Genomic DNA, 25,051 nt, shown 5'->3' with positions numbered 1-25,051 from the left:
TCGATATTGTCCAAATATTAAATATATTTATTAATTAATAAAACCAAATTTATACTATTAATATTTATTAGATAGAGGAGTTGTAAAATGCACGAATTATCAATGGCTCAGGGCATTATCAATGCGGTTCTGGAGACCGCTGAAAGCAATAATGCCACTGAAGTTAATGAAGTCACTGTTGAAATAGGCAGATTGGCTATGATAAATCCGGAACAGCTGCAGTTTATGCTGGGCATTCTGGTTGAAAATACGATTATGCAAGAAGCTAAAATAGTTATTGAAGACATTCCAGCAGAAATTGAATGCGGGGACTGTGGTTTTAAGGGTGTGGCCATTTTGGATGACAGTGACCATTACGCGCCACTTGTAAAATGTCCTGAATGCGACAGCTTAAAGGTAGAAATATTGAACGGTAAAGATATAGTTGTTAAAAATATTATTATTGAAAAACCTGATGATAAATAGATTATGGAGGCAAAAGTATGCACCAAGTAGCTGATGTGGAAGTAGCAAAGAATATTATGGACGCTAACAAAAGGTTAGCCGATAAAAACTTAAAACATTTGGATGAAAAAGGAATTTTTTGTGTTGATTTTGTCGGAGCAATAGGTTCCGGTAAGACAACACTGATTGAAGAGATAATTGACAATACAGATTATAAGATTGGGGTCATAGCTGGGGATGTAATCTCCAAATTCGATGCAGAACGTATCGAAGCGCATGACGTTCCTGTAGCAGGTCTGAATACAGGCAAGGAATGTCACCTTGATGCTCATCTGGTTCACCATGGACTTCATGACCTGCCTCTCGACGATTTGGACATGATTATAATTGAAAACGTAGGTAACTTAATCTGTCCGGTTGACTTCGAATTGGGCTCACACCTGAGAATCGTAGTCGTCAGTGTCACTGAAGGGGACGACACCGTAGAAAAGCACCCAATCATTTTCCAGACCTCAGATGTTATTGTAATCAATAAGATTGACCTTGCCGATGCTGTCGGAGCAGACATAGACAAGATGGTTGCAGACGCCAAAAAATTAAATCCTAACGTTCAGGTAATCACATCCAACTTGAAAGATGGCGAAGGATTGGATGAAATTATAAAAGTCATTGAAGATAGGAAAAACAGCTTGTAGTGCCGGTGATTTCATGAAAGTGTGGATTGACATTTCAAACGCACCTCATGTAAGGTTTTTTAAGGATATAATCAAGTATCTTGAAGCCGAAGGTGAGGATGTTATTGTAACCGGAAGACAGTTCGGTGATATCCATAAGCTGATGGAAATGTATGATATCGATTTCATTTCCGTCGGAAAGCATGGTGTCAGCCTCTATGACAAGCTGAGGGAAAGCACAACAAGAGTCTATGACCTTGTCGATATCATACATGACGAAAAGGTGGATGTCGCCCTTAGCAAGCATTCCATTGAGCTTCCTAGAATTTCCTTCGGTCTAGGGATCCCAAGTTTGTACGTTTTAGACAACGAACATGCTCTTGCAGCTAACAAATTGACACTTCCTTTGTGCGACAGAATCATCACACCAAGGATTATCGACATGTGGAAACTGATGAAGTTTGGTGCAGACCCGAATACAATCATTTCATACAATGGAACTTCCGAGATAATGCATTTCAAAAGTTTCGAGTACAACGACAACGTTTTCAACGATTTGGACCTTGACTTGAAGCATCCGAAAACAATATTGATGAGACCGGAACCTTCTCTTGCATCATACCTTGATGCGGACTGCAGAAAATCAGTTCTCTCACCTATCGTGGATGAGCTGAAAAATGTGGCAAACATTCTTGTTCTTCCTAGATTCAAGGAACAGGCTGAAATTTTCGAAGGAATAGACAACGTTTCAATCTTAAAGCCTCCGGTCGACACCTCAAGCATAATAAAAAAATGCGACCTTGTCATCGGTGCCGGTGGAACAATGAACAGGGAAGCCGCTTTGCTTCAGACTCCAGTCATTTCATGTTATCCTGGAGACACATTGTCAGTGGATCAGTTCTACATCAATCATGGACTTATGTACAGGTCACTTGACCCTGACGAAGTCATTCACAAGTCACTTGAGTTCATTGTAAACCCTCATGATAAGATTGATTTGAAAACGGATGACCTTTTCCAGATTATCATAGATAATTTATATGATTTGGCAAAAAATGGAAAATAGTTATATACCATTAATGCCAAATATATTATTTGATTTTATTATATTTTTTTTGGGCTGGTAGCTCAGATGGTAGATCGTCGCCTTGGCATGGCGGAGGCCCCGGGTTCAAATCCCGGTCAGTCCATTTATATTTTTTTAAATAAGTTGAAATTGTGATAGTAATATGTTATTAATTGCTCAAAACCATTTGCAGTTCATTGTAGAGATTGCATTGATGTTATTCGTTACAATGGTGTTCTGTCTTAACTTGATTCCATTATCATTAAGTGTTGTAACCTTTTTGTCCTTGTTTATCATTGGAGGTTTCACACTTATTTTCGGAGCGGACATTGTTCTTCTTATAGTATCCGCAAGTCAGGCGGAGTTCACTCACCCGTTCGGTCCTATCGCATTGCTTGGAGCTGTAGCTGCTCTGGCGTCGCTGAAGGTGATGAAGGAATCGGGTGTGGATATCCGGCCGCTTAGAAGATTCGTAATTCTCTTCATTGGTGGAATTACAGTTTTCGGTGGATTGATGCACAGATCATTTTTGATATTATGGATTTTGGGACTGTTCATAGGATATCTGATAATTTCCAAATCATTCAGGGAAAAATCATTCCTTACAGGTAAAAGAATCGGAATATTTTTAGGCGCAGCGGCCGCAGGTTTCCTTCTTTTGGAAGGTATTTCCAGAATAACCGGAATGACTATCTTCTCACCTGTCTTAAGGTTGACAAGGATTGAGCAGTATTCCCTATCAAGTATTAAAATGGTATTGAACAACATCCAGTTGATTGGGCACAGCGCCGATGCATCCTATTGGGGTGCGGAAGGAACGGCATTTGCTGAAGGATACATTACGATGCCGATGCAATTGGTTTTATTCTTCGGTCTTCCTTTCCCAATGTTTTTCGGTATACTGGTTAACCAGAAGGATACAATCGATTATATGCTTCCTGGTATTTTCGGATACGGATTCGACTTCGGATATTTGGGTCTCATAGGTCTTATGGTATTTGTACTCGGTACAATACTTGTAGGTTTTAAGATGCTGACAATCTACAGGGAAAGAAGGGAGAAAAACAATAAGAAATACCTTGGAAGAGAAGTTCTTTTAACCGGAGCTCTTGCAGCATTCTGTTCACAGGCATTAATAGGTATGTTTGTCTTCAACAGAACAATCAACGGTATGGCTTTATTGACATTCATATTTTTAGGAGCATTGATTTTAGCCAATGTGGTATCGCTTAAATCAAGATCATGATTATAGAGGTAATTATATGAAAGCTTTAGTTTTACTGGGATGTCCTGAGACTCCCTCACAGACTCCAATGGCAGTCTATGTTTTTAATAAATTAACAAAAATGGGTTATGACACCACAATCGCAGCAAACCCTGCCGCTTCAAAGCTGGTGAAAATATCAGACCCTGAAAACCATTACAACCTTAATCTTAAAGACCTTGAAAGATTACTGGGTGAGATTAACGAAGGCGATTTCGACCTTCTCGTAGGTTTTGTTCACAAGGATGCTGCAGCATCATTTTTCGTAACTTTTGAGCAAATCCTTCAGTGCAACTCCCTGGCGCTTGTATTTTCAAGGGATGCCGATGAGGTTGAGGAATTCGTTAACATGATTGAGGAAAGCGGAAGCAGTTCAAAAATAGTTGCAGTAAGAGCATTCCACAATCCTTCACCGATAAAAGTCAAATTCGACAAAGCAATCAAGGAGTTTGAATAAATGTCATTCTGTTTAGATACCTACCTTCAACAATCAGACAACTATGAAATCCACGCTTCAAAGGCAGGTTTCAAGGATTGCGCAATGATTATCAGATTCAAGGCTGATGACATCGTTTACATCAAGCCTGGAGATCAGGTATTGGGCGTTCGCGTAATCGGAATTCCACCGATACCAATCGGTTTTGACCATGAAAAGGGAACTGTGTTTCTGCCTTACACAAAACCTTGCCATGGAACATCAGTTGTCGAGCTTCCAATCGATGATGAAGAAGTTGAAAAAATCAGAAAACTTGATACTGGGAACAAAAAATGAGATCAACTGTTGTAGGTAGCTTTCCAGCCAGCGAAAGCTCACCATCTAATTTTAAAGATAAATTGCTTAATAGCTTCGGAGCTTACGACCCTTTCAAGGAAGCCATCAGAAGCAGTGTCACAGCCCAGCTTGACGCAGGAGTGGACATAGTCTCAGACGGTCAGGTGAGAGGTGACATGGTATCTATTTTTACAAAATACATTCCTGGAATGAAAATAGAAGGTGGAAACACCTTCATAGTCGGTAAAATCAGAAACCCGACACAGGAAATTTCAATAAAGGACCTTCAATTCGCCAAAAAGGTAATCAAGGAATACTATGGCGGAAGCATTCCTGAAGGCAAGGGCGTTAAAGGAATCATCACAGGGCCCAATACAATCGTACACTCTTCAAGAGTACAGTCATTTTATAAAAACAAGGAAGATGCAATCATAGATTTGGCCCACAGCCTTAAGTTTGAAGTTGACGCAATTGCCAAAAAGGTCAAGCCGGTCTATATCCAAATAGATGAACCTTTCCTTTCAACAGGAATGGTGGAGATGAAAACCGCCCGTGAAGCCATTGACATACTCAAGGACGGTTTGGACGTTCCATTGGGAATGCATGTATGCGGCATTTTAAAGGATGCATTCAAAGACATTTCCAGATTCAACGTGGACATTTTGGATTTTGAATTTGCCGGAAATAATGTGAACTTGGGAGTTTTAAAAGACAATGCATCACTTATATCAGGCAAAAAAATAGGATTCGGATGCGTTGACTCATCAGTAAATGAAGTCGATGACATTAACGACATTGAAAATCTCGTTACTGAGGCCATAGACATTGTCGGAAAGGACAATCTGATTTTGGATCCTGACTGCGGACTTAGAAGGGCACCAAAGGATGTTGCGTTTGAAAAGCTAAGACTAATGAATGAGATTAAAGACAAATACAGCTAATTTTTTCGATATTGGTGATATATTATGGAAGAATATTGCCAAAAATGCGGTGCAAAATTAAAGGAAAACGGCCAGTTTTGTCCAAACTGTGGTGAAAAGGCACCATCACCTAAGAATAAATTTTTAAATAAATATATAATCATAGCTGCTGTTATTGTGGTTATAATTGCCGTTTCTGCCGCAGCATTTCTCATGACAAGCCAAACCCAAATCGTTGAGGTCGACGGAGTCAAGTTTGAAATCCCATCGGACTACGTCAACGACCCCTCCAGAAATGAGGTCAGCTATGACGGAAACGTAAAGTCAACAGCAATGGGATGGAACGGCGATAAGAACTACCTTGAAATTGGAATAACAAGAACGCCTGGTTCAGGGATAAACTCCAAGGAAGTGGCTGCCAATGTCGGCGGAAGCCCTACCCAAATGCTTGGATATTCAGGTTATTATCAGAAATATGATGATGAAAGCTATTCATTTGTCTTCGCAATGAAGGACAAGGTATGCATGGTCTATGTTTCCAATCATGACGCATTTAATGATGTTAAGGTAATCGGTGAGGATTAAAAAAAGGGTTTATGGGACTTTTGTGAGTCCCGAATTATCTGTATTCATGTTTGAAGTTTTTGTCGTATAGCTTGGATGCGTTGAAATCCCCTGGATCGAGGACATCTCCCACCACAATCATTGCAGTCTTTGTAATGTTGGCATCTTTAACTTTTTCTGCAATGTCTGCAAGTGTTCCTCTGATTATTTGCTGGTCAGGCCAGGTTGCCTTCTTGACTACAGCAACAGGAGTAGTTTCCTCATAACCTTCAAGCAGTTCTCCAACAACTTTGTCAATCATGCCTATTCCCAAAAAGATGCACATGGTCGCATGGTGTTTTGAAAAGCTTGCAATGCTTTCTCCCCGTGGTTTAGGGGTCCTTCCTTCAGGACGTGTGATGATGACACTTTGTGAGATTTCAGGCAGTGTCAGTTCTGCTTCAAGAACGCTTGCGGTACCGAAGAGTGAACTTACGCCAGGAATGATTTCATATTCGATGTCATGCTTTTTAAGCTCACGGATCTGCTCTGCAATTGCGCCGTAGATTGAAGGGTCTCCGGTATGAACACGGGCAACCAATTTGCCTTCATTAACCGCTTCAGTAATTATTGCATCGGTTTCATCCAAATTGAGATAAGCGCTATTGTGAATTTCACACTCTTCCTTTGCAGGACATAATACGTCCTTGTTTACAAGTGAACCTGCATAGATAATCACATCTGCCTCTTCAATAACCTTTCTTCCTTTTACTGTTATTAAATCAGGGTCGCCGGGACCTGCACCAATAAAAATAACTTTTCCTTTCATGATTAATTGTTTATTTCAAATCATATTAATAAGTATGTATCAAAATTGATTTTTAATCAGAGAAACTTTATTAATAACTAAGATAATCTAAAATCATGGACAATAAAGGTTTTATTTCAATAGAGTATTTATTTTCAATCTTCATTATTTTAATAATTGCCCTTCCATTGTTATTCATATCACAATCCATGATTGAATCAAGTTTGAATATCGAAGAAAGCGTAGCTCATAGGGTGATTCTCGATGATGTTGCAAACTCAATAAGCCAAGTGAATTCCAATGGGGAAGGATACTCCAAATCAATCACGCTGCCTTCCGATGTTGGCTATTATGAAATAACTGTTGAAAACGGCAAGCTGACGATGGAATATGCTGACAGGATGGGGGAAACATTGATTCCGGTATCGAATTTTGATTCGAAATATAATCTCCACAGCGGAAGCAGCTATCTGGTTTCCAAAAACGGCAACGGGAGGATAGTGATATCATGATTGACTCAAAAGGCCAGATCAGCGCAGAATATCTGTTCTTGACAGGAGTGCTGATTTTGATAATGATGCTTTCAGTGATATTCATAGCCAGCGAAAGCGAACTCAACACTGCAATGACTGCTGCAAGAAACGGGGCAAACGAGGCCATAGGCATATCCTCAACTGGAATGTATCCGACAGGAAGCTTTTCGGATTATCCCGGCTCAAAGGGAATGCTTCTCGTTCCATATACTGTGGAGATAATAAACGTTTCCTATCAGGAACTCGAGGATAGCAATTACGACAAGAGATGGATACAGTTCACGGTATATGCCAAATCATCGCAGAAGTTCAGCAAGGATGAACTGGACACGATTGGAGATAGAATCAACTTCTATTTGAGAAAGTCAATAGCCATAAGCTTCAATACAACCTCATCGACAAACAGACTGTACAATCCTGTCTTCTCGCCCCATTACGTTTTCACGACAGCTAATGTTAAATGGGTTTAGTGACATATGTTAATGTATGTCTAGATATGAAAAAGGAAAGGATGTCCTTGAGGGCATTCAGGAAAGGTCAATTGAAGAGATTTTCAAGGACATTGACGATGTCGCCCCTGACATGTCACGCTTTGTGGTTGAGTTTCCCTACTCTGAAATCTACACACGAAGCGAGGTTGACTTGAAGACCCGTGAGCTGTGCACCGTTGCGGCACTGACAGTTTTGGGAACAGTTCCCCAGCTTAAGGACCACATTGGCGCTGCATTGAATGTTGGAAACTCTCCAACTGAAATTGTTGAAATAATAATGCAGATGAGTGCCTACTGCGGTTTTCCAAAATCCATCAACGGCATAGCCGCCGCAAAGGAAGTGTTTGGCGAAAGGGATTTGCTGCCGTTGGAATAGGTGGTTAAATGCATGACATTGATGGAATCAGAATATCTGATGTCGGATACGACAGGGTTTGCCTTAACTGCAGGTTCTGGAAAAGCAATGTCCAGATTAGAGGACCTGCTCAGGGAATAATCTGCACAAAGGGCCAGGGCCATACTGACCCTGATGATTCATGCGGCATGTTTCAGCCAAACATGAGCGTTGACAATCAGGACTTGAACAGATATTTTGACAAGAAAAGCAAGATGGACGTCTGGAAAAGGTTTTAGGTGGTATAATTACATTTGAAGCTATTGCATCCAAACTGCAGGATGAACTGGCAGACATCATCATCAACGGCAAAAAAGTCAATGATTATGAGCTGATAGTTTACAGGTACGTGTTTTCATCAGAGCTCGGATTGCCGGTCTTTGATGATGTCAACTTCAAAATCGAAGACGATTATTTCATAATACATGTCATCCCCGATGATTTGGAGCTTTCCCTTTTAAGAAAGCTTGATGATGCCTTTGACAGATTTAAAGTTACGTTCATGCCTAATGATTATAAGGTTATAAAATTGAAATTTACATATTGCGGTGATTAAAGTGTATAGTGATGAGGAAAAAAAGCAGCTGATGGAAGATTTGGTGGAAATGGAAACATTCAAGGTGGATGTCGGTGATGAAGGAAAAGTCCTGCAGGAGGATTTGAAGGACTATTTCATCAACGGAAACGGAGATAAGGAAGATCTGATTTTCAGAATGGAGATGTATTTCTATGCTTTCAAGCTATTTTGCAGAAAGCCGATTCAGATATTCAGAAACCAGTTCGTTATATTTTTAAACGATTCCCTTCTGGAGTGGCATCTGGTTGATTTGGTAAAAAAGGACTTGACAGACTTTGAACTTGAAATCGAAGCGGTCAAGGAAAACAATGATGTTTTGATAAATTTGAATTTTACGCTTCACTACTAAATTTTAAAGATTTTTCTGGCGTTTTTGGTTGTCACATCATCAACAACATCAACGTCAGTATTTTTAAGTTCAGCTATTTTTCTGACTGCATTGACTACATTAACGGGTTCGTTTCTCTCATCCTTGGTCATTGCAAGGTACGGACTGTCGGTTTCTGTTAAGATGTAGTCCAAATCTATCTTTTCAACCAACTCCTGATGCTGTTTGGAATAGCAGAGCATGGTTGAAAAGCTCATGTATGCATTGTCCATGTCCATGATTCTTTTTGCGGTCTTGAAGCTGCCGCCATAGCAGTGGAAAACAAAATAAGGAATGTCTCCGTAATCCTGAATGATGTTCACGGCCTTTTTCTCACAGTCTCTAACGTGCATAACGATTGGAACCTTATGCTCATTTGCAAGGTCTAAAAAGCTTGTGAAGATTTCCCTTTGCCTTTCGCGCATGGCCTTGTCTGTGACATAGTAATAGTCCATTCCGACTTCACCGACCGCAACGATATTGTCAAGATTGTCAATTAGGTAATTCTGCGCTTCTTCAAGCTCTTCATTTGTGGAGTTTTGTGAACTGACAGGATGGAAACCAAAAGTAGGGTAAATGAAACCTTCATATTCTTTTGAAAGTTCAAGGACTGCTCTGTTGCTGTCGTTGCTGAATCCTGATGCGACTATGCAGTCAAGCTTGTCCTTAGCTCTTTGGATTGTCTCTTCACGGTCCTTGTCAAAATCTTCAAAATCAATGTGGCAATGAGTATCAATCATGTTTATACACCGAATCTTCTGTCCCTTGCCTGGTATGACCTGATTGCTCTTATGAAGTCCACTTTTCTGAGTTCCGGCCATAATGTTTCACAGAAATAAAGCTCTGAATATGATGATTGCCACAGCAGGAATCCGCTTAGACGTTCCTCACCGCTTGTTCTTATGATGAGGTTTGGATCGTCCAGTCCTTCTGTATAGAGGTTTTTGCTTACAAGGTCCTCGTCAACGTCATCAATTGTGATTTTTCCCGCCTGAACGTCTTCAATGATTTTTTTGAATGAATCTATGATTTCAAGACGTCCGTCATATCCGATTGCAAGGTTGAAAAGTCTTTTGTTGTAGTGTGCGGTGGCTTCCTCCGCTTCCCTGATGGCTTCCCTTACATCTTCCGGCAACAGCTCTGTTCTTCCTACAACTTTAACTCTAACTTCATTCTTGTGAATCTTTTCATGGTCGACCAGTCTTTTGAAGTTGATTACGAAAAGCCTCATCAGTCCGTCAACTTCATGTTTCGGTCTGTTGAAGTTTTCTGTTGAAAAAGCATAGGCAGTCACGATTTCTATTCCAAGCTCGACACTCCAGTCCAAAACGTTTTCCAAAGTGTCAACCCCCATTTCATGTCCTTTCAAGACATCGGCATTGCCTTGGAGTTTGGAATACCTTCTGTTTCCGTCCATGATGATTGCCACGTGTTTAGGCATCTTTTCCGGAACAAGGCCTCTTGAGATATACCATTCATAAATTCTATAAAGTATATTTTCTGCCATTTTATTATCCCTTTAAAATTTATAGTAATTAATTATATGTCACTCGACATTATTAAAGGTTGGTTAAATTGTATGCAAATTCTATGCTTCTGAGATATCCTTCGACTGTCTGGTCCCGGCTTGTGTCGATGTATACTGTGTCGGTTCCGAAGGTTACCGCTCCGCAGCTTGGCCAGGAATTGACTAAAATAAGTGTTCTGAATATTATGTTTCCTATAATTCCGTCAGGAGCTATTATGACATTGCAGTTGTCTTTCAGGGCTTTTTCTATCAGGATATAATAGTTTTTGACTTCAAAATCAGTGTTTTTTTGAATCATCTCTGTCAGCTTCTCGCTATCATCGATTGATTTGGAGATTGTTTCGCTTCTTCCGTAATCTCCTTTGCGACCGTCTGCAAGCACTGCAATTTTAGGTTCCTTTGAAAGCTTTTTTAGAAATTCACCGCAGTTTATGGCAATCTTCAGTTTTTCATCAAGGGTGTTTCCCTCATCGATTCCGACGGGTGTCAGGAGAAACTCACGTCCTTCGCCGTTAACGTATGTTGCCCTTGAGATGTCGGGGTAGTGCCTTTTCAGTTCCTTCATTACTCCGGATGCCGGAAGAGACCCTCTTATGACGGCGTCAATGTCATCATCAAGTATTGCCTTGACCAAATCGTTGTCATTGTCAATGCGGTTGATGTCTAAATCATGTTCTTTTTGAAAGATTTTGATTGCTTTCAAAATATTGTCGTTTTCTCCGATTCCTATTGCGATTCTTTTCATTATTAATATTATTTTTCACTATTTTTAATTAAATGTTTTTATTTGCAATTGTATTTATTTAATTGATAAAAGTGTTTAAATGTAACCATTATTATACATAACTTTTTTTATTGATTAATTAGTAATAAGTAAATATGAACAATGATGAGATTTTTGAATTGGTCGGTTATATACTTGCATCAGAATACCGAACAAACATTCTAAAATGTATAGGCGAAAGTATGAAAATCCCATCTGCAATTGCTGAGGAAATAGGTTTGAGGACAAACCATGTCTCCAATGTACTGAAAGATTTGAAAGAAAAAAATCTTGTAGTCTGCTTAAACGAAAATGCTAGAAAGGGCAGATTATACAAAAGCACTGATTTGGGAATTGAAGTTTTAAAATATTTGTAATTTGGCTGTAAAAAAAGAAATTATGATGATTTGTTAAAATCATCAATAGCAGAATCAACTAATTTTATAACTGAATCACTTAATGAAGGATAGGAATCGCTGATTGCAACAGGAATATTGTCGCAGTAGACAACATCAAGGCCGGCTGCTATCGCATCCTTGGTGGCCACATCAACTGCCGCAGCCTTAAGTTCGGTAAGCATTACTTCAGCCTTGTCCATGTACTTTTTCATGTCCTCTCTAAGCAGGGGCCTGTTTGAGAGATGTGCGGTTGTGCCTATCACTTCACATCCGTAATGCTCTTCAAGGTATTCGACAAGCTTGTCCTTGACCTCTTCAGGGGCTGTGGTTGCAAACAATACCTTTTTACCTGAAATGTCATCCAAAGGCTTTGGCCTGAACACGGTTGATATGACAGTTGCATCAGGGTTTATTTCAGCTACAAAACTTTCTATTTTTTCCCGTTTTTCATCTGAACACATAGGTTCCTCGCACATTGTAAGGATTACCAGATCGCCAAGCCCGACCCTGTAGGGTCCGAAGTAGGTTGTGAGGTTTTCAATCGGCTGGTTTGCACCGATTAATGCTATTTTTTTGTTTGTCTTTATTGGAGGTATTGCGGCTCCGCTTCCTTCAAAGATTGCGAACTTGGAGTTGACCTCATTAGCAAGCTTCGCTCCCTTTTTCATGTTTGTCAAAAAGACTTCGCCTGCCATTCCACCTCCGCAGCGTCTGCATCCGATGGTAAGTATTCTGCTCATAAGGGCGTCTTCCCAATGGTCGCTTGCAGCGTGAACTCCTTTTTCTGACTGTTCAAGGAGAAATTCGGCATTGATTTCAAGGTCTTCTCCGTGGACTATTTCGGGCTCTTCAGGTCCTCCCCTTCCCATTGCAATGACGCACGGTTCATAGCCGTTCTTGTCAATCAGCCTTGAGACGTATCCTGAAACTGCAGTCTTTCCGATACGCTTTCCTGTTCCGAGGATTGTAATTGAAGGCTTTTCCATGATGTCATATTGTGATGTTGGTTCGAACTTGAAGTCAGGTCCTTCATAGCTTATTCCTTCGTTGAGCACCTTGCATGCTATCTTGAACCTTTTCGGATAGTCAAGTATAGGCTCGTCGCTTAAATCCATCACCGTATCGACACCGTATTGCCTTATCATTTCAACAATCAGGTCATATGGGATGTCCTTGTCTGTTGCAAATTTAACTGGAACGCCAAGCTTTTCTGAGTAGGATTCCTCTGAATCGTCCCTGAGCTTTTCGGTTCCTCCTATGAATACTGCACACACGATGTCAATGTGGTCCAAATTGTTAAGTGTATCTATTGCTTCCTGGGTGACGGGCAGGTAGTGCTCACCGTCAACCAAACACAGCATCTTGTTAAGGGCTTTCATGATATTTAATATAATTTTAATAACTAATAAATTAAATTATTAAACATGTATTTTGAGGAGATTGTTTTGGAGGAAACCCACATCAGATTGACGTCTGACATTGACGGTGATGATTTGAAAAGATACATACATTCCCTTCGCCGTGATTTGAAAAATCATATATTCACACATAATGATTTCTCCAATGCCCTAAGCCCTCTTGAGGCTCCGGAGGGGGATTTGCCGGACATTGTCCTGAGGATGTATGAATCCTCAGCTTTTGCCGATGTGGGACCTATGGCCTGCGTTGCCGGAACAATTTCCGAAATGAGTCTGGAGTATCTCATTGCTAAAGGCTCAAGCTATTCAATAGTTGAAAACGGCGGGGACATTGCACTTGTCAATGACAGGAAGCTCTTGTGCGGAATATACTCTAACAATGAGATTCTTGGAAATGACATCGCCTTTGAGATTCGCAAAAGATCAAAGCCATTGGGAATCTGCACCTCTTCAGCCAAAATTGGCCATTCGATAAGCTTTGGCGATGCAGACAGCGTCACTGTCATCGGCCGGTCAGCTTCACTTTGCGATGGCCTTGCAACCAGAATAGCGAATGATGTAATTGGTGATACCAGTGAGGATAAGGTTTCAAATGCCTTGGAGTGCTGTGATAATTTCAGGGAGTTTTTCGATGGCGCTTTGATAATCTGTGGTGATAATGTGGGAACTGTCGGAAGGCTTCCGAGGATTGTCGAGACAAATGAATTTGATGTAAATGTCCTTGGAAAGTAAGACAAAATTCCTTTTTAATACAATTTAACAAGTATAAGTAAATATTTTAATCTAAAAACAATTTAACGCTCTTAAATCATCGATTAATTTATATATTAGCTAGTTTAAAATATTATTGGGCCTAGGCCTTGAAAGATTTTGCTCGCTTAAATTAAATCATCCATAACTTTTAAGGTGATAAATTTGAGTAAAAAATGTGAATTGTTGTTAACATTGTCAATAACCATTCTAAGACTCATCATCATTATATTATTAAGATTCTATTGATTGGAACTCGATGGTTGAACGTAAAAAATTTTGAGTTTTGATTTTCCTTTGGTGAGCTTTTGTTGCTTTCATGATACGTATCAAAACTATTAAATAATATTAAGTTAATATAACTTATTGTACAAAATTCTAATAGGATTTTAGTATAATATTAAAAGTTATGGGAAATATGAAGTTAGATTCATTTCTAACTTTATATTGTTTTTAAATCTATTTTTTGACATTAACTTTTGCTTTTTTAGTATTGAACTTATTTTAATTCTCTAATTGACGTAAATGTTCTTTTTTATTAGGTATTTTCCAGAAATCCGGGGGTAAATGTGGTGTTTGATTAATGTTTATTTCACTTCAAATTTCTTCTCAAAAAACCTTACCGTTATATTGAACGAACGCTTGATTAAAACAATTGTCATATGGCAACTCCTCATTTTATTTGGCATTGACATTGACATTATCGATCCACATTTACAAATATGATTTTTAATTCCCTGCGATATATATCCAGCTTCAACATGTTGTCATCTTCAACAGTTTCAGTGGCGCCCATGTCATTTTAAAGCAGGATTTAACTTCTAGTTAATTTGAATTGAATAACAAAAATATGTAAACTATTTGGAATGCAATATTTAAATATGATTAGATTATAATATTATTGTATAGAAACGGGAGTTAAATTTTTAACTAACTGAAATTAGTTAAAGGGTAAGATATAATGTACAAAGACGAAATGATACAATTACATCAATTTTTAGTATATGTTTTAAAATACTTAGCGGAAGATGACCAAATTACCAATGATTGCAGTGAGTATATCACCCTAAAAATAAGCCCTCACCACATTCATAAGACAAAAGCGGAGCACAAACATGCCATTTTTGTCCTGTGTAAAATCATTTCCCAGGTAATTGCCGATAAGGAAAATGAATCCATTCCTGAAAATGTTCGCAATTCATTATCAGACCTGGTTACAAGATCTGAAAATGAAATCAACGCGAAATAATTTTCTTTCTTTTTTTGTTACTTTTTTTATATTTCTCTATTTTTTCTAAAAGCAAACTCTTAATAACATTCATATACTAATTTTATATTAATGAATTTACACGCGTGATATCTTGAAATCATTTGAATTTTTATCCATGAAACGAGAGGAAAAACCAAGAGACTGTGGAATCACAATGGTTTTAGACAAAGGACTTGGCCTTGAAACTGCCAAAAGCCTGATGGACATTTCCGGAGAATACGTCGACTATCTGAAATTCGGATGGGGAACCTCCATAGTCCATGAACAGGAAATAATCAAGGCAAAGGTCGAGATGTACAAGGAGCATGACATAACACCCTATACCGGCGGAACACTCTTTGAACTGGCATATCAAAACAATAAATTGCATGAATTTTTCGAAGAAGCCAGAAACTTGGGCTTTCCTGCAATCGAAATATCAGACGGTTCCATAAACATACACCACAACGACAAACTGAACTGCATCAAAAGGGCTCGTCAGGAAGGATTTGAAGTTTTATCCGAAGTGGGAAAGAAGAACCCCGAACTTGACAAGGAACTCACAATCGACGAGAGAATCAAATACATGCAGGAAGAGCTTGATGCAGGATCATCCCTTGTAATCGTAGAGGCAAGGGAAGGCGGAAAGAACATCGGAATTTTCGACAAGTCAGGAAACGCCAAGGAAGATGAAATAGACTACATTCTGGATAATTTCGATGGAAACAAAATACTGTGGGAAGCTCCGAACAAGGACCAGCAGGTGTTCTTCATACTCAAGCTGGGAAACACCGTCAATCTCGGAAACATCTCAAGCGATGACATAACATCCCTTGAAACCCTGAGAAGAGGCCTTAGGGGAGACACATTAGGAAAGCTTTAGGGAAGTTTTAAAGTGACCAGCAAAAGAACAATATCCGAAATCAATGAAAGGATTGACAATGGCGAAGCCAACATTTACACTGCCGAAGAATTCAAGAAGCTCATAAAAAAGGGCGACACACCTGACTTTGAGGATGTTGATGTGGTAACCTGTGGAACATGCGGCGTCATGAGCGGAACTGCTGCAATACTCAACTTCATAGTATCCGAACCGGGAGAATTCATAAGGGCACGTGAAGTCTACATGAATGGAGTTCCTGCATATGCAGGGCCATGTCCGAACGAATGGCTGGGTTCAGTCGATGTCATCCTTCACGGAACAGCACATTCAATCCATGACGAGAATTACGGCGGAGGATTTTTGCTTAAAGACCTTCTGGAAGGCCGTGAAGTTGATGTTGTAGTCAAAAGCGTTGACGGGAAAACAATCAGGAATACGATAACAATTGATGATATCACACGTGGACAGATTATCGGAGCCCGTATGGCATTTAAAAACTACACTGCATTCACCAATCCGAATGCCGAACCTGTCTCATCCATATTTGCGGCAATACCTCTTGAAGGAAACCTGAGGGGACTGACATTTTCAGGATGCGGAGATTTGAACCCTCTTCAAAACGACATTCCACACAATGCCATTAAGGAAGGCAGGAAGGTGCTTTTAAACGGAACTGTCGGATACATTCTAGGTGACGGAACAAGGTCAAGTGCTGAAAAGCCGAACCTGATGCTTTCAGGAGACCTCACAAAAATGGATCCGTATTACATTGGAGGATTCAAGACTGGCCAGGGTGGAGAGATATATGACACAGTGGCCATTCCGATACCTGTATTAAATGAGGAGATATACAATAACTTATTGATTACTGATGACATGATTGACCTGCCGGTAGCAGACATCAAGGGACGTCACCTGCCTTTAGACAATACCGACTACGATAAGATGTGGACAGGTCACGACTTAAGACCTCAATATGACAGAAACAAATGTTTAAGCTGTGAAAAATGCATAGTTGAAGAGGTATGTCCTACAAACGCATTTGTGAAAGGAAGTCTGAACATAGCGCACTGCTATGGATGTGGAATGTGTGCCAATTACTGTAAAAACGATGCATTTGACATGAACACAGGAGATGTGGACTTGACAATCAACGGCGCTGATGTCAATGTGCCGATCATCTGCAGGCAATCAGACAGGCTGCGTGCAAACAAACTGTCACTGAAGCTAAAGAAAATGATTGAAAACAGGGAATTTGAATTGTAATGGGGTGGTTTTTTGACTAACCAACAGAAAATTACTGATAAACCGATAAACTTTGCAGAAGACATCATCCATGACGTCAAAAACTCAAAGGATGAAGGGGTCCTAAAATGTGTCCAGTGCGGAATGTGCACATCAACATGTCCTGCGGCAAGGCACTCCGAGTATAATCCGAGAGACATCATGGAAAGGGTTCTTGAGGGAGATGAGACAATCCTTGAGGATGAAAATATCTGGAACTGCTTTTACTGCTATACCTGCCACAGTGTATGTCCGGTCGGAAACAGTGTATGTGAAGTAAACCAGATATTGAAGCAGTTTGCAATAGAGAATGGAATTGCATGGGACAAGCTGTATGAATACCTTGGATTTGCCGATTCATATTTCACAGCCGCAATCGGAGCCATTCCTGAAATATTTTTCACAGACATCGATAGGGACGTTCCCGGATGGTGGGAATTCAGACAGAATCTGACTGAAATAAGAGATGAACTGGAGCTTGACCCTCCTCTCATGCCTCCACAGGACGTAATCGATGAAGTAAGTAAGATTTTGACAATAACAGGATTCAAGGACAAGATCGAAAAGATAAGGGACTCACAGGAGGGCGAGCAATGAAATTCATTCCGGATAAGGATATTCTTTTATTCAGAAGCTGTCTTGTAAGTGTTGAATATCCTGGCGTTGAAGCATCAACAAAATTCGTATTCGATAAGCTGGGCATAGACTATGCAATATCAGAAAAGCAGACCTGCTGCACAGGTCTTGGCCATTACTCAGATGTATTCAATCAGATAGACACAACAGCTATAGGGGCGCGTAACTTTAAAATAGCAAAGGATCTCGGAAGGCCAAACATAGTCATGATGTGTGCAACATGCTATGCAATCAACAAGAAATCAGTCAAACTTCTCAATAAAAAGGACGATTTGAGAAATCACATTAACCAATTATTCAATGAAAACGGATTGGGTCATTTGAAGTATGAAAAGGATGACCTTAAACCTACAGAAAACATTTTCCATGTAGTGGATATCCTCTACGGCAAAAAGGATGAGATAAAAGACCACCTCAAATATGACCTGAGCGGATATAGGATAGCAACCCACCACGGATGCCACTACTGCAAGGTACACTACGAGGATACCGTCGGAGGCGTGAGGGATCCGAATGTTATGGATGAGCTGATAGCCGAATGCGGTTGTGAAACCATCGGCTGGTATGATCACAAAAGGGCAACCTGCGGAACAGGATTCCGTCAGAGGTATTCCAATCCTGATTTGTCATTTACTGCAACAGCAGACAAGATGAACTCGATTGAAGATGAGGATGTGGACATAATGGTCCATTTATGCCCTAACTGCCATATACAGTTCGACAGATACCAGCACCTGATTGGCGAAAGGGAAGGAAGAAAATTCAGAGCAATCCATTTAAACATTGCGCAGTTCATTGCACTTGCAATGGGTGCTGACATGGACAAGGTGATAGGAGCAAAGGCACATACGGTTCCAATTGATTCTGTAATTAAGGATTTGAAGGAGGTTAAAAAATGAGGGATGATTTAAAAGTTGGCGTTTTTTTATGTGAATGCGGTGGAAACATTGCAGATGTTGTTGATTTGGATAAGGTTCGCTCGGAACTTGACGTTGAATTCATAGGACAGTTTGAAAACCTGTGCTCACTCAATGGTAGAAAGATAATCCGTGATGCTATATTTGACCATGACCTTGACAGGGTTGTAGTGGCAGCATGCTCACCGATAAGCCACGAGAAAACCTTCCAGGATTACGTAAAGCCCCTTAATCCTTACCTGATGGACATGGCAAACATAAGGGAGCAGTGCTCATGGGTGCATGATGACCATGAAAAGGCCACCCATAAGGCAATCACGCTTATTAACGCATCAATCGAAAAGGTAAAGCAGTCCGATGCTGTTGACCCAATATACTGCCAGACACCAGATGAGGTTGCAGTAATAGGTGGGGGAATCGCAGGAATGAATGCGGCACTGTCCCTGGCAAAGCAGGGAACAAAGGTAACTCTCATAGAACAGTCCCCTTCAATCGGAGGGCATATGGCAAAGATAGGAAAGGTATTCTCCCCTGTAAAGATTGCCGAAGAATGTGGAATGTGTCTTCTGAATCCGATTCTGAATGAATTGGTATGGAACGAAAACATCTGCGTTTTGACAAACACCAAGGTAATCGAAGCTGAAAGAAGAGCCGGGACATATAATCTAATCCTTGAGAAATCACCAAGATATGTTGACACAGAAAAATGCATTGCCTGCGGCAAATGCGCAGAGGCATGTGAAGTCGAGGTGCCGAACGACTGGAACGACAATCTCTCAATGCGCAAAGCCATCTACAGGCCTTTCGGACAGTCATATCCTGAGGCATACGTCATTGACATGGACCACTGTGACAAATGCAGCAACTGCGTTAAGGCATGTACCATGAGAGCAATCAAACTCAGAGGAAAACCGGAAAGGATTCCCCTTCAGGTCGGTTCAATAATCGTTGCAACCGGCCACAAGCTATTTGACATGGACAAACGTCCAGAATACGGATACAACAGATATGCTGATATCATAACACAGTCAGAGCTCGGGCGTATAACCGGTGTAAACGGTCCGACCAAGGGCAAGCTTTTAAAATCAAATGGTGAGGTTCCAAAACGTGTCGTCATGATACAGTGCGTAGGTTCACGTGACGAGAAGCCTGACGGACATAAATACTGTTCAAAAATCTGCTGTACAGTGGCACTGAAGAATGCAAACATCATCAAGCACAAGTATCCCGAAACCGACGTTTTAATCTGCTACACTGACATAAGGACACCTGGAATGTTTGAAAAATACTATAAGCACACTCAGGAAAATGAAGTAAGATTCCTGCGCGGAAGGCCCGGTGAAGTCGTCAAGAAAGGGGACAACTTCATTGTCCGTACCGAAGACACACTTAAAGGTGAATTCGTTGAAATCGAAGCGGACATGGTAGTATTGTCAACTGCAATGGAACCGTCAGAAGGAACATGCGAAATAGCTGAAATCCTCAATGTTGGAACAACAGAAGACGGATTCATCAAGGAAGCACATCCTAAAATCAAGCCGATAGCAACAGACGTTCAGGGAATATTCGTATGCGGAACGGCACATGATCCAAAAGACATTACCGACTCAATCATGCAGGCGACAGCCGCAGCATCAAAGGTAAATGAATACAATTACGGTGGTGTGGAAATCGAGCCGTTCATTGCCGAAATCGACAAGGAAAAATGTATTGTTTGCGGGGAGTGCATAAAACGCTGCAAATACAAGTCCATGAGCATCCAGAACGATGAACTCTATATAGATCCTATGATTTGTACAGGATGTGGAAAATGTATTTTAGGATGCAACCAAAGGGCAATTCATGTCAACGGTAACATTGATGAGAAGATATTGGCAACAATCAAGGGAGCACTGTCCAGAAAGCAGGACGGTGAACGCATGATACTGGTATTTTTAGATAATATCGGTTATACTGCCGCTGACAATATAGGGGTAAACAGGCTCAAATACCCAGAATCAATACACATCATAAAAGTCATTTCAGTAAACCGTGTAAGTCCCGAACACATCCGCTATGCACTTGAAAACGGTGCAGACGGTGTATTCATCGGTGAATTCCCTGGAGACCTGATGTATGATGAGGTTGAACGCAAGATTCAAAGGGTCAAGGACAGAATTTCTGAGATGGGTGAAAATCCGGAAAGACTTGCATTCTCAAAGGTTTATATTCCTTACTTCTCAGGACTTGCCCGCAAACTGACTGACTTCGACAGAAAGATTGAAGAGTTGGATGAAGTTGAATTATAGCTAAAGCGCGAATATTATATTGTAGTTTATTAATAATGAATTGGGGACTATCTTCAGGTAGCCCAATACAAAACTTTTTTTCTAAATAATTTTCATATTTTCTTTATTTATTTGTAAAATGTATATTATTTACAATTAATTCAAAAATAATATATGCTAATTTTTACACAAATATATATCAATTAATAATTAGGTGTAATTATGAAGATAAGTAAAATTTCAATAGCCATACTATTGGTTATTTTAACAATGGGGGTTGTTAGTGCAACTGAGGGGAATGTTGCATCGAATAATCTCACTGTTAGTGAAGTAATGACGGAGGTTTCTGTTTTAAATTTAAATCAGGAATTAAATGGGCAGGATATCTTATCAGAACCAAGCGGTAGTTTCGCAGATTTGCAAGTGAAATAGATGATGCTGCCGGCGAGTTAAAGTTAACCAGAAATTACATTTTCTCAGATGGTAATCCCAGTGTCGATATTGATAAAAAGATTACAATTGACGGAAATGGATTTGTTATTGACGGTAACAATTTAATGAGGGCATTTCGCGTCACTTCCGATAATGTCATATTGAAGAATATCAAGTTCAAAAATTGCATGGACTATGATGGGGGTGGTGCAGTTAACTGGGAGGCTTATGAAGGTGTTGTTTCCAATTGTACTTTTGTGAACTGTCGTGTCACTTCCGGTTATGGCGGTGCTATTTACTGGGATGGCAGCTCAGGTGCTGTTTCTGACTGTACTTTTGTGAATTGCCGTGCTAGTGCAGGTTATGGCGGTGCTATTAATTGGGATGGATATAACGGCAGCATAACAAATTGTAATTTTGTGAACTGTCGTGTTGAAGCAGGTTATGGTGGTGCAATTTCATGGGAGAATGTTGCAGACGGTTCCATAACCAACTGTAACTTCATAAGCTGCTTTTCTGATGATTGTGCCGGTGGAGTCTATTGGTTGGGAAATGACGGTAAGCTTTCTAACTGTAACTTCATGAACTGTTCTGCTTATGAAAGCGGCGGCGCTATCATGTGGGAAGGCAGCGGAGGACGCATTTCCACCTCCAGTTTTGTGGATTGCTATTCCCAGGAGGAAAGCGTAGCGGTTTATCTAGCTTCGGATGACGTTACCGTTACCCAATCCAGTTTTGAAAACAGAAATGTTAAAAAGATAAGCAAAGCAATTTCCGGTGGCGTTGTTGCCGATTGCAAGATAAATATTAAGGAATTTCCTGAAATCAACATCGCTGTCGATGATGTTGATGATAAAACAGAGATTGTTAACATAACATTTCCGCGTGATGCATCAGGTACTGTGGAAATCTTTGTCAATGGTGAAAAAGCAATGGTTGTCGGCATTGTCAATGGTATTGCATCACTGGATTTGTCCCAATATAAGGACGGAAACTATGACATCACTTTCAAATATTCAGGTGATGACAAATATGCCGGTTTTGTAAGGGAACTGGTTGCAACCAGCACATTCGTTCCTAAAATTAAGGCAGTTAAGGTAAGTGTCCTCTACTCTACAGAATATCAGTAAAGGTGTTTGACGGCAATAAGGCTGTAAGCGGGCTTAAGGTAACATTTAAAATAAAAGGAAAGAAAGTCGGCAGTTCAGTTACAGCAACTAACGGTGAAGCTATTTATAAGTTAACTCAAACTCCAGGCACTTATACAATAACTGCTTCAGTATTGGGCAAATCACTGTCCAAAAAGGTAACTGTAAAACACCTGGTAACACTTAAAATCCGTTACAGTAAAAAGATCTGCCAAAAAAATAGTAATACAGGCAACCCTGGCCAAAGTCAACAAGAAATACCTCAAAAACAAAAAGATCACCTTCAAGTTCAACGGCAAAAAATACACTGCAAAGACAAACAAGAAAGGTGTTGCAAAGGTAACCATCAAATCCTCAGTTATAATCCTGAAGAATTTAGAAAGGCCGATGAACGCAATGCCAATCCCAATATATTGACTGGTAAGGATGCTGTTTATACATTGTATCAATTACTGGGAATGGAAATAGAATACGATGAGATTTTTGCAGACCAATAGGGCATCACGCTTTATTTTTCATGTTTCATGACTATTTTTGTAGTTTATTTTGCTATAGTGCATTAAAATTGCTAGATTTCAGCATTTTCAACTCATATCATAGGAAATATTCATTTTTTTCTTTTTTCTCTAAAAAATCTTATCATTTAAATCTTTATAAAACAATCATGTCATTTCAATTTACTTTTCCTCCATAACTGGGTGGGAAGTCCAATTTAAGAAATATAATCTGTGCTTTTCTATTAACTTTTAAATACTTTAGTCAAGAAAAATAAGTCCATAAATTAGTTACAATTTAGGGATAATATGAAAAAGATAATAATTATATCGTTAATGCTAACGATTTTAACAATGGCTGCTGTCAGTGCCACAGATGAAAATCTCACATCCCAAAGCATTGCAGTTAGCGTAGATTCAAATCTCTCTTCAATTGACGAAGAAGCTTTAGGCGAAACACCCGGTACAACATCAGATTTGTCAGATTTAATTGACAGCACGCCTGAAAACGGAATTTTGGAATTAACCAAGGATTATAAATGCGACGAGTATATTCATACTTACAAGACCATGACTCTAGACGGTAAGGGACATACGCTCGATGGAAGTAAAAAAACCAATATATTCGATATTGAATCCAACTATTTCACCTTAAAAAATATAGTTTTTCAAAATTGTTTAAATGATGGCAGCGGAGGTGCTGTTTTTTTAGGATGCAATAATGGATCTTCAGTCATAAATTGTACTTTTGTGAATTGCCGTGCAGCCGGCAGTGGCAGCGGAGGAGGCCTTTGGTTCAGCACTAACGATGGGGACAATAATAATTGCAGCGTTATTGACTGCCGTTTTGTCAATTGTACAAGCGAGGGAACTGGCGGGGGTGCAATTGATTTTCTATGCTATTTCGACAGTAAAACAACTGCCCGCATAGTCAATTGCAGCTTTGAAAATTGTTCTTGTCCGGATTTGGATGGGGGAGCTATTAACTTCCAATGCAGCTGCGATACAAAAAATTGCAATTCTCTGATTGTTGACTGCAGTTTTCGCAACTGTAGCGCAAATAGTGGAGGAGCCATTAAAGTTGAAGACGGTAATCATAAAATTATGAATTGTAGTTTTGTACATTGTGTGGCAGAAAATTCGGGCGGCGCTATTGCTTATGAGGATTCTGCTCTGGGTAGTGTCATCGATTGCAGCTTTATAGCTTGCTCTGCCGGTAGCGGCGGTGCAATATATCTCTATGAATACGAAGAGGACAATCATCATGTGATGGTTTCATCATCTGTTTTTGAAAGCAACACTGCATCAGAAGGAGGTGCAATATGTGGCGGAACAATTTTCAATTGCAGATTCAATAAAAACAGCAAACCTGAAATCATCGGTTCTGAAAATTATGCAACAGTCATCAAGGAAGAGGAAATTTCAAATAATGAAGGGTTTGTAACCTTAACATTCCCATACGATGCGTCAGGTACTGTTGAACTGTTTGTCAATGGAACAATGTCTGCTGTAGTTGAAGTTGTGCAGGGTATTGCTAAAATAGACCTGTCAAAATATAAGGGAAATTCACTGTTCACATTTTCATATTCAGGTGATGATAGGTATCCCGCCTTTACAATGAATTATACGATTAATGTGGTACTCACCAAAATCGTTGCACCAAACAAGTCCGTATTGTACACTGCAGGTCATAAATACTCACTGACAGTCTACAAGGAAGGGGGAATTTTGGCAAAGGGATGTGAAGTAATAATCAAAGCTAATGGCAAGTTGATTCTCTCAACCAAAACAGGTTCCAATGGTGTTGTAAGCTTCAAGGTAACTCAGGTTCCTGGAACTTATAAGCTTACAATAACCTCTCTTGAACGGACGATCACACCAACATTAACGGTAAAACACTTGATAACCCTTAAGAGCGCAACTGTCAAGAAATCCGCTAAGAAACTGGTCTTGCAGGCAACTTTGGCTAAAGTAAACAAAAAATATCTCAAAAACAAGTAAGCGGTGCGGATGGCGGACAAGCCGCCGTCC

At 39.9% G+C, this 25,051-nt stretch carries 31 protein-coding genes and 1 tRNA gene; 27 read left to right on the top strand and 5 right to left on the bottom strand.

Annotated features, from left to right (window positions below; all coding sequences use genetic code 11):
* Window positions 1-87 precede the first annotated feature (87 nt).
* The 9 genes from hypA to Q0W26_RS01145 all read left to right on the top strand — a co-directional run bounded on the left by hypA (window position 88) and on the right by Q0W26_RS01145 (window position 5,725).
* Window positions 88-465 carry a hydrogenase maturation nickel metallochaperone HypA gene (gene hypA / locus Q0W26_RS01185; protein ID WP_298521575.1) on the top strand — a complete coding sequence of 126 codons (378 nt, stop codon included), beginning with the start codon at window positions 88-90 and terminating at the stop codon, window positions 463-465.
* A 17-nt stretch (window positions 466-482) separates the two neighbouring features.
* A complete protein-coding gene (hypB, locus tag Q0W26_RS01180; RefSeq protein WP_298521574.1) occupies window positions 483-1,139 on the top strand; it encodes a hydrogenase nickel incorporation protein HypB in 657 nt (218 codons plus the stop codon).
* A gap of 13 nt (window positions 1,140-1,152) precedes the next feature.
* Window positions 1,153-2,184, top strand: coding sequence for a DUF354 domain-containing protein (locus tag Q0W26_RS01175; protein WP_298521573.1), 1,032 nt, complete (start codon window positions 1,153-1,155; stop codon window positions 2,182-2,184).
* Between the two features lie 51 nt (window positions 2,185-2,235).
* A tRNA-Ala gene (locus Q0W26_RS01170) sits at window positions 2,236-2,308 on the top strand.
* 39 nt (window positions 2,309-2,347) lie between these two features.
* Entirely contained in the window at window positions 2,348-3,430 is a 1,083-nt protein-coding gene (locus Q0W26_RS01165; RefSeq protein WP_298521572.1) for a hypothetical protein, read from the top strand.
* A gap of 16 nt (window positions 3,431-3,446) precedes the next feature.
* The gene (locus Q0W26_RS01160) at window positions 3,447-3,905 is read left to right on the top strand and encodes a DUF1890 domain-containing protein (RefSeq protein ID WP_298521571.1); all 459 of its coding nucleotides are present in this window, start codon (window positions 3,447-3,449) and stop codon (window positions 3,903-3,905) included.
* Window positions 3,906-4,220, top strand: coding sequence for a DUF1894 domain-containing protein (locus Q0W26_RS01155; RefSeq protein ID WP_298521570.1), 315 nt, complete (start codon window positions 3,906-3,908; stop codon window positions 4,218-4,220).
* The gene (locus Q0W26_RS01150; protein ID WP_298521569.1) at window positions 4,217-5,161 is read left to right on the top strand and encodes a methionine synthase; all 945 of its coding nucleotides are present in this window, start codon (window positions 4,217-4,219) and stop codon (window positions 5,159-5,161) included. Before Q0W26_RS01155 ends, Q0W26_RS01150 begins: the two co-directional genes overlap by 4 nt.
* A 24-nt stretch (window positions 5,162-5,185) precedes the next feature.
* Window positions 5,186-5,725, top strand: coding sequence for a zinc ribbon domain-containing protein (locus tag Q0W26_RS01145; RefSeq protein ID WP_298521568.1), 540 nt, complete (start codon window positions 5,186-5,188; stop codon window positions 5,723-5,725).
* Between the two features lie 34 nt (window positions 5,726-5,759).
* Here the strand turns inward: Q0W26_RS01145 and cobM are convergent, their stop codons facing one another.
* Entirely contained in the window at window positions 5,760-6,512 is a 753-nt protein-coding gene (gene cobM / locus Q0W26_RS01140) for a precorrin-4 C(11)-methyltransferase (RefSeq protein WP_298521567.1), read from the bottom strand.
* A gap of 95 nt (window positions 6,513-6,607) precedes the next feature.
* Here cobM and Q0W26_RS01135 point away from each other — a divergent pair, with 95 nt between their 5' ends.
* The 6 genes from Q0W26_RS01135 to Q0W26_RS01110 all read left to right on the top strand — a co-directional run bounded on the left by Q0W26_RS01135 (window position 6,608) and on the right by Q0W26_RS01110 (window position 8,835).
* Entirely contained in the window at window positions 6,608-7,003 is a 396-nt protein-coding gene (locus Q0W26_RS01135; protein WP_298521566.1) for a hypothetical protein, read from the top strand.
* Window positions 7,000-7,494 (top strand): hypothetical protein, encoded by a 495-nt coding sequence (locus tag Q0W26_RS01130; protein WP_298521565.1) that lies wholly within the window; start codon window positions 7,000-7,002, stop codon window positions 7,492-7,494. Before Q0W26_RS01135 ends, Q0W26_RS01130 begins: the two co-directional genes overlap by 4 nt.
* A 16-nt stretch (window positions 7,495-7,510) precedes the next feature.
* Window positions 7,511-7,891: a carboxymuconolactone decarboxylase family protein gene (locus tag Q0W26_RS01125; protein WP_298521564.1), complete on the top strand. Its 381-nt coding sequence runs from the start codon at window positions 7,511-7,513 to the stop codon at window positions 7,889-7,891.
* A gap of 8 nt (window positions 7,892-7,899) precedes the next feature.
* On the top strand, window positions 7,900-8,148 hold the full coding sequence (locus Q0W26_RS01120; protein WP_298521563.1) for a hypothetical protein: 249 nt from the start codon (window positions 7,900-7,902) through the stop codon (window positions 8,146-8,148).
* Between the two features lie 110 nt (window positions 8,149-8,258).
* Window positions 8,259-8,465: a hypothetical protein gene (locus tag Q0W26_RS01115; protein ID WP_298521562.1), complete on the top strand. Its 207-nt coding sequence runs from the start codon at window positions 8,259-8,261 to the stop codon at window positions 8,463-8,465.
* A gap of 1 nt (window position 8,466) precedes the next feature.
* Window positions 8,467-8,835, top strand: coding sequence for a hypothetical protein (locus tag Q0W26_RS01110; RefSeq protein WP_298521561.1), 369 nt, complete (start codon window positions 8,467-8,469; stop codon window positions 8,833-8,835).
* Here Q0W26_RS01110 and Q0W26_RS01105 read toward each other — a convergent pair.
* From Q0W26_RS01105 to mtxX, 3 genes are read right to left on the bottom strand one after another with little or no spacing between them, the layout of a single operon-like run.
* Entirely contained in the window at window positions 8,832-9,593 is a 762-nt protein-coding gene (locus Q0W26_RS01105; protein WP_298521559.1) for a TatD family hydrolase, read from the bottom strand. The two genes, Q0W26_RS01110 and Q0W26_RS01105, sit on opposite strands and share 4 nt — an antisense overlap.
* A gap of 2 nt (window positions 9,594-9,595) precedes the next feature.
* Window positions 9,596-10,360, bottom strand: a complete 765-nt coding sequence (gene uppS / locus Q0W26_RS01100; RefSeq protein WP_298521558.1) for a polyprenyl diphosphate synthase — start codon at window positions 10,358-10,360, stop codon at window positions 9,596-9,598.
* Window positions 10,361-10,412: 52 nt separating this feature from the next.
* On the bottom strand, window positions 10,413-11,126 hold the full coding sequence (gene mtxX, locus Q0W26_RS01095; RefSeq protein WP_298521557.1) for a methanogenesis marker protein Mmp4/MtxX: 714 nt from the start codon (window positions 11,124-11,126) through the stop codon (window positions 10,413-10,415).
* A gap of 134 nt (window positions 11,127-11,260) precedes the next feature.
* Here mtxX and Q0W26_RS01090 point away from each other — a divergent pair, with 134 nt between their 5' ends.
* On the top strand, window positions 11,261-11,521 hold the full coding sequence (locus Q0W26_RS01090; RefSeq protein ID WP_298521556.1) for a transcriptional regulator: 261 nt from the start codon (window positions 11,261-11,263) through the stop codon (window positions 11,519-11,521).
* A 20-nt stretch (window positions 11,522-11,541) separates the two neighbouring features.
* Here Q0W26_RS01090 and Q0W26_RS01085 read toward each other — a convergent pair whose 3' ends face one another.
* Window positions 11,542-12,921: a 2,3-diphosphoglycerate synthetase gene (locus tag Q0W26_RS01085; protein ID WP_298521555.1), complete on the bottom strand. Its 1,380-nt coding sequence runs from the start codon at window positions 12,919-12,921 to the stop codon at window positions 11,542-11,544.
* 45 nt (window positions 12,922-12,966) lie between these two features.
* On the opposite strand from Q0W26_RS01085, the gene Q0W26_RS01080 reads away from it, so the two are divergent.
* From Q0W26_RS01080 to Q0W26_RS01030, 11 genes are all read left to right on the top strand, one after another.
* Window positions 12,967-13,692 carry a UPF0280 family protein gene (locus tag Q0W26_RS01080; protein ID WP_298521554.1) on the top strand — a complete coding sequence of 242 codons (726 nt, stop codon included), beginning with the start codon at window positions 12,967-12,969 and terminating at the stop codon, window positions 13,690-13,692.
* Window positions 13,693-14,671: 979 nt separating this feature from the next.
* On the top strand, window positions 14,672-14,959 hold the full coding sequence (locus Q0W26_RS01075) for a UPF0058 family protein (protein ID WP_298521553.1): 288 nt from the start codon (window positions 14,672-14,674) through the stop codon (window positions 14,957-14,959).
* Between the two features lie 112 nt (window positions 14,960-15,071).
* Window positions 15,072-15,842 carry a phosphosulfolactate synthase gene (gene comA, locus Q0W26_RS01070; protein WP_298521552.1) on the top strand — a complete coding sequence of 257 codons (771 nt, stop codon included), beginning with the start codon at window positions 15,072-15,074 and terminating at the stop codon, window positions 15,840-15,842.
* Between the two features lie 12 nt (window positions 15,843-15,854).
* A complete protein-coding gene (locus tag Q0W26_RS01065; protein ID WP_298521551.1) occupies window positions 15,855-17,108 on the top strand; it encodes a methanogenesis marker 16 metalloprotein in 1,254 nt (417 codons plus the stop codon).
* 12 nt (window positions 17,109-17,120) lie between these two features.
* Window positions 17,121-17,723 (top strand): ferredoxin:CoB-CoM heterodisulfide reductase subunit HdrC, encoded by a 603-nt coding sequence (gene hdrC / locus Q0W26_RS01060; protein WP_298521550.1) that lies wholly within the window; start codon window positions 17,121-17,123, stop codon window positions 17,721-17,723.
* Window positions 17,720-18,661 (top strand): ferredoxin:CoB-CoM heterodisulfide reductase subunit HdrB, encoded by a 942-nt coding sequence (hdrB, locus tag Q0W26_RS01055; protein WP_298521549.1) that lies wholly within the window; start codon window positions 17,720-17,722, stop codon window positions 18,659-18,661. The genes hdrC and hdrB overlap by 4 nt, the downstream gene beginning before the upstream one ends.
* Window positions 18,658-20,967 (top strand): ferredoxin:CoB-CoM heterodisulfide reductase subunit HdrA, encoded by a 2,310-nt coding sequence (gene hdrA, locus Q0W26_RS01050; RefSeq protein WP_298521548.1) that lies wholly within the window; start codon window positions 18,658-18,660, stop codon window positions 20,965-20,967. Before hdrB ends, hdrA begins: the two co-directional genes overlap by 4 nt.
* A gap of 201 nt (window positions 20,968-21,168) precedes the next feature.
* Entirely contained in the window at window positions 21,169-21,378 is a 210-nt protein-coding gene (locus tag Q0W26_RS01045) for a hypothetical protein (protein ID WP_298521547.1), read from the top strand.
* Window positions 21,379-21,503: 125 nt separating this feature from the next.
* The gene (locus Q0W26_RS01040) at window positions 21,504-22,508 is read left to right on the top strand and encodes a right-handed parallel beta-helix repeat-containing protein (RefSeq protein WP_298521546.1); all 1,005 of its coding nucleotides are present in this window, start codon (window positions 21,504-21,506) and stop codon (window positions 22,506-22,508) included.
* A gap of 2 nt (window positions 22,509-22,510) precedes the next feature.
* On the top strand, window positions 22,511-23,023 hold the full coding sequence (locus Q0W26_RS01035; protein ID WP_298521545.1) for an Ig-like domain-containing protein: 513 nt from the start codon (window positions 22,511-22,513) through the stop codon (window positions 23,021-23,023).
* Between the two features lie 333 nt (window positions 23,024-23,356).
* Window positions 23,357-25,021, top strand: a complete 1,665-nt coding sequence (locus Q0W26_RS01030; protein ID WP_298521544.1) for a hypothetical protein — start codon at window positions 23,357-23,359, stop codon at window positions 25,019-25,021.
* Window positions 25,022-25,051 lie beyond the last annotated feature (30 nt).

Origin of the sequence: uncultured Methanobrevibacter sp. (assembly GCF_947169325.1) — an archaeon.
Classification (GTDB): Archaea; Methanobacteriota; Methanobacteria; order Methanobacteriales; family Methanobacteriaceae; genus Methanocatella.
The sequence above is the reverse complement of the archived record's forward strand: the minus strand, read 5'-3'. Positions and strand labels throughout refer to the sequence as shown.